This window comes from Shewanella sp. 11B5, assembly GCF_002836795.1.
Lineage (GTDB): Bacteria > Pseudomonadota > Gammaproteobacteria > Enterobacterales > Shewanellaceae > Shewanella > Shewanella frigidimarina.
Window position 1 is genome coordinate 1 of the sequence record NZ_PJAP01000440.1, and the last position, 4,819, is coordinate 4,819.

A 4,819-nucleotide genomic window follows, 5' to 3' on the forward strand; every position below is an offset into this window, starting at 1 on the left:
TAACTTTAGAACGAGCAACACTGTGTTTGTCCGATCCTAAAACAGAGCGTGTTTCAGCTTCTAAGCCAGCAAGTTGACGTAAATAGTTAACTTGATCCATCGGCAACTCAATCCAACCACCACGCGGTAAGGTTTTTGGTAACTCAACCTTGCCATAACGTACGCGGATTAAACGGCTGACCTGTACGTCTTGTGATTCCCACAAACGACGTACTTCACGATTACGCCCTTCGCGAAGGGTGACATGCCACCACTGGTTTATGCCTTCGCCACCAGCGGCTTTAATGGTATCAAACTGTGCTGGACCATCTTCCAAAGTCACGCCGGTACGTAAACGCTGTACAGCTGCTTCTGGCACTTCACCAAAAGTACGCACTGCATATTCACGCTCTACTTCATTTGACGGATGCATTAAACGGTTAGCTAATTCACCATCACAGGTAAATAACAACAACCCTGAAGTATTAATATCTAAACGTCCTACCGCAACCCAGCGAGCATCGCGCACTTTAGGTAGACGTTCAAACACAGTAGTACGGCCTTCAGGATCTTTGCGCGAACAAATTTCACCTTCAGGTTTATGATATGCCAGCACACGACAAATAATATCGTCAGCTGATTTTAATGAAACAGCACGGCCATCAATACGTATTTTGGCATCAGCCTCGACACGATCACCTAAGCCAGAAATTTCACCGTCAACACTAACTCGGCCTGCAGCAATCCATGCCTCCATCTCACGACGGGAGCCATGGCCTGCACGGGCCAAGACTTTCTGCAATTTTTCACTCATTAGCGGGGACTCTTTAAAGAAATTTAATAAAAAACAAAAGGTTAATCACTTTTATTTTATTGTCTTTTTAGGATTGTACCCGCCAATGGCGCATACAATTAGAAAAGTGCGTAGATTATACGCTGAATGGGGCTTGTGAGCAAAAAATACCACCGTTAATCACCAAAATCATCATAGAGTTTACAGACCAAGCCATTGAATCACACAAAAAAGGCAGCTGACGCGAAACCGTCAGCTGCCTTATTAAACAACTCAATATGAAATGTAGAGGTTAACGTGTCACTTTAAGATTAAACACAAGACTATACATTACCGGCAACACCACTAAGGTGAGTAGAGAAGCAAAGCCCAAACCAAAAATGATAGTGATGGCCATAGAACCAAAGAAAGCATCGCTGATTAATGGGATCATGCCTAACATAGTAGTAATGGCCGCCATCATCACCGGACGAACACGGCTCACACACGAATCAACCAGTGCAAATCCAGGTTCTTTACCTTCTTCAAGTTCGAGATTGATTTGGTCCACTAATACAATGCCATTTTTAATCACCATTCCAGAAAGACTCAATAATCCAAGTAGCGCCATAAAGCTGAATGGGGCATCGAACAATAGTAACCCCGCAGAAACACCGATGACCGCTAATGGTACAGTGAACCAAATAACTAAAGGCTGCCTAACTGAATTGAACAGAAATACCGTAATTAAAAACATGGCTAAATAACCCATTGGGATCGAGCTAAATACGGCTGTTTGAGCTTCACCTGCTGATTCAAACTCACCGCCCCACTCCAAGCGATAACCTGCAGGCAACTGAATATTCTCAACTTTACTTCTGATTTTTTTATGTACCGAGTCTGCCGTTTCATTAGATCCCAATTTGGGGTCGCCCAATACTGCCAGCATACGAATTCGGTCACGGCGCATCACGAGAGGGTTTTCCCATTCCGTGCTGAACTCACTCACTACTTGCGTTGCGGGTACAAATATATTGTTCTCAGTGCTCCATATTTGCATTTTCCACAAACTATCAGCTTGAAGACGTTCGGCTGCAGGTGCTCGAGCAACAATCGGTAACAGGTGGCTAGTTTCACGATACAAACCAATTTGTTTGCCGCTAAAATTAACCAGTAAGGCATTATCTAAATCTTGCTTACTGATGCCGGTTTCACGTGCTTGTGCATTTTGCAGTTGCGGACGAATGAGTGGCACTTGATTGCGCCAATCATGGCGAACACCATCCATTGTCGGCTCATTTCTAAACACCATTTCAGCCTGTGCCGCCAAACTGCGCAGCACTTGAGGATCTTCGCCATAGAAACGCGCTTCGATTTTGGCCGCTGGAGACGGACCATTTTCCATATTTTTAAAGCGATATTGTGCTTGGGGAAAATGGCTATTTAACAACAGTTCAACTTGCGGCATATAAGCCTTAACTGCTGCGAGATCGCGCATTTCTACGATAAGCTGAGCAAAGGCTGGATAACCTTTTTCAGGCTGATAAGGTAATACAAAACGCTGAGCCCCTTGGCCGATGACAGATGTGAGGTGTACTAAACCGCTGTCATTAAGTTCACTTTCTTGCAGTAGCTTTTTCTCTATTTCGCTGGTGAAACGCTCAGTTGCTTTAATGTCTGTCCCTTCTGGCATCCATACATCAACAAAAAATATTGGCGTATTCGATGCGGGGAAAAACACGTTTTTAATATGACCAAAGCCTATTACTGCAGTGACTAACATCGCCAACACCACTGACAACGTAACTAGACGAAAGCGCAATACAAAATACAGAAAACTGCGATAAGTGGTAAACAACCAACCTTTATAAGGGTCAACTTGTTCAGCTTGTGGCGAGGCTTCTTTGAATAATAAATTACAGAAAAATGGTGTTAAAGTAATTGCTGTTATCCAACTGATAAACAGTGAAATCATCAACACTTGGAACAATGAACGACAAAATTCACCGGCAGCATTTTGGGACAAACCAATTGGTGCAAAAGCAATAATGGCTATTACCGTTGCGCCTAACAATGGCCATTGTGTTTGCGATACCACTTGCTTAGCCGCTTCAAGGCGGGTTTTGCCTCGTTGTAAGCCAATTAAAATACCTTCGGTCACCACAATGGCGTTGTCGACTAACATGCCTAAGGCAATGATCAGCGCACCTAGAGAAATAAGCTGCAATTCAATGTCTAATACTTTCATCACAATGAAAGTACCTAAAATCGTTAGCAACAGAATTAGGCCCATCAATAACCCAGAACGAAGGCCCATAAACAATAACAATACCGCGATAACAATCGCAATCGACTCTAAAAGGTTAATCAAAAAACCTTGTACGGTATTATCTACAGCAGAACTTTGGTTATAAACCGTATCAAGGCTCATCCCTAACGGTCGTTGCGATTCAAGTTCAACTAAACGTTCACTAACACGTTGACCAACATCGACTACGTTTACGCCGCCAGAAAACGCAATACCTAACGACAATGCCGCCTCACCTCTATTGTGATAAAGCACATTTGGGGTGTCGTCATAGTCTTTTTCAATGTTAGCAATATCCCCAAGGTAAATAAGCTCAGTGCTACCTGGTGAACTCACCACCAAACGAGATAATTCCTCTACCGAACTAAACTCACCAGTAGGATGTAAACGGATACGATTATCACCAATGACAATGCTGCCAGCATTAGACACTACGTTCTGATTGTTGACTAATCCATAGATGTAATTTTGATCTAAACCTAGCGCTGACAATTTTTGTTGTGAAATTTCAATCACAACCTGCTCTGTCACATCACCCACCACAGAGACTTTTTTTACCCCGGGAACAAGCACAAGTTCGCGGCGTAAATAATCTGAATAGTTGCTCAGTTCTCGGTTACTAAAATCGTTACCTGACAAGTTAAGTAAAATACCGTATACATCACCAAAGTCATCAATCACTTGTGGCTTTGCGGTGCCGGGTGGTAAACGGCCTGTCGTGTCATTAACTTTTCGACGTACCTCGTCCCACACTTGTGGTAAGCGATGTTTGTCATAACTGTCTTTAATTTCAACCTGAATTTGTGATAGTCCAGCACTGTTAATAGAGGTGATATGTTTAATACCATCAAGCTGCTGTAATGCATCTTCAAGCGGTAATGTCACCTCTTCTTCTACTTGTTCAGGCGACGCACCAGGGTAAGCGGTGATCACCAACGCTTGCTTAATGGTAAATTCAGGAAATTCTAATTGTCCTAATCCAGTAAAAGCAACACTGCCGCCAATAAGCAGTAAAAACGCGAACATCCAGCTAATGACTTTGTGATTGATGGAATACTCAGCAACATTCATCAATTACACTCCTCGTTGCCAGCGTAAAGGTTTTACTTTCATGCCTTCAGATAATTGCGATAATCCTGCTGCAACAATAGCATCGCCTTTTTGGAGCCCAGTTAACACTTCGACGCCGTCAGTACTCACCCGCCCGAGAGTCACTTTTACCGGGCTAACATCTCCGCTATCTGGCTGATAACGCCATACGGTTACATCACCATTTTGGTCTTGTTTGTCTACGGCAGAAATAGGAACAATAGTCCTAAAACTCTGTTTCGAGTCATTGAGTGTCGCTAAAGTTAACTCGGCACTCATGCCTGGCAATAGCTGTACATTGTCAGGTTGTGGTAATGAAAACACCACTTCGTAAGCTTGTGTGCCTGGTGTCACTTGAGTTGAGTATTCTTTAAATTTTGCATCAAACACCATGTCATTTAGTGCACTAAAACGTACTTTTGCGGCTAAACCGTTGGCAATATCTTGAGTTAATACTGCTGCCATTGCTTCTGGGACTTGAATGCTGACATCAAGTAACTGATTATTTTGCAGAGTCATCACACCTTGATTTGGTTGAACAATTTGGTGGTTATCCACCAAACGTTTTGCAATGGTGCCGTTAAACGGCGCTTCTAAACGGGTATAACTAACTTGGTCATTGGCAGCGGCTAACGCTGCTTTGGCCGATTTAAGTTGGGCTTTACTGCTGT

General features: G+C 43.2%; 3 protein-coding genes. All 3 read right to left on the minus strand.

The window, feature by feature from the left end; genetic code table 11:
- Positions 1 to 793, minus strand: a 793-nt coding sequence (rluB, locus tag CXF78_RS10255; protein WP_102036717.1) for a 23S rRNA pseudouridine(2605) synthase RluB, incomplete at its 3' end; no start/stop codon positions are given.
- 271 nt (positions 794 to 1,064) lie between these two features.
- On the minus strand, positions 1,065 to 4,130 hold the full coding sequence (locus tag CXF78_RS10260) for an efflux RND transporter permease subunit (RefSeq protein ID WP_102036718.1): 3,066 nt from the start codon (positions 4,128 to 4,130) through the stop codon (positions 1,065 to 1,067).
- Positions 4,131 to 4,133: 3 nt separating this feature from the next.
- On the minus strand, positions 4,134 to 4,819 hold a 686-nt coding region (locus CXF78_RS10265; RefSeq protein ID WP_145991415.1), incomplete at its 5' end, for an efflux RND transporter periplasmic adaptor subunit.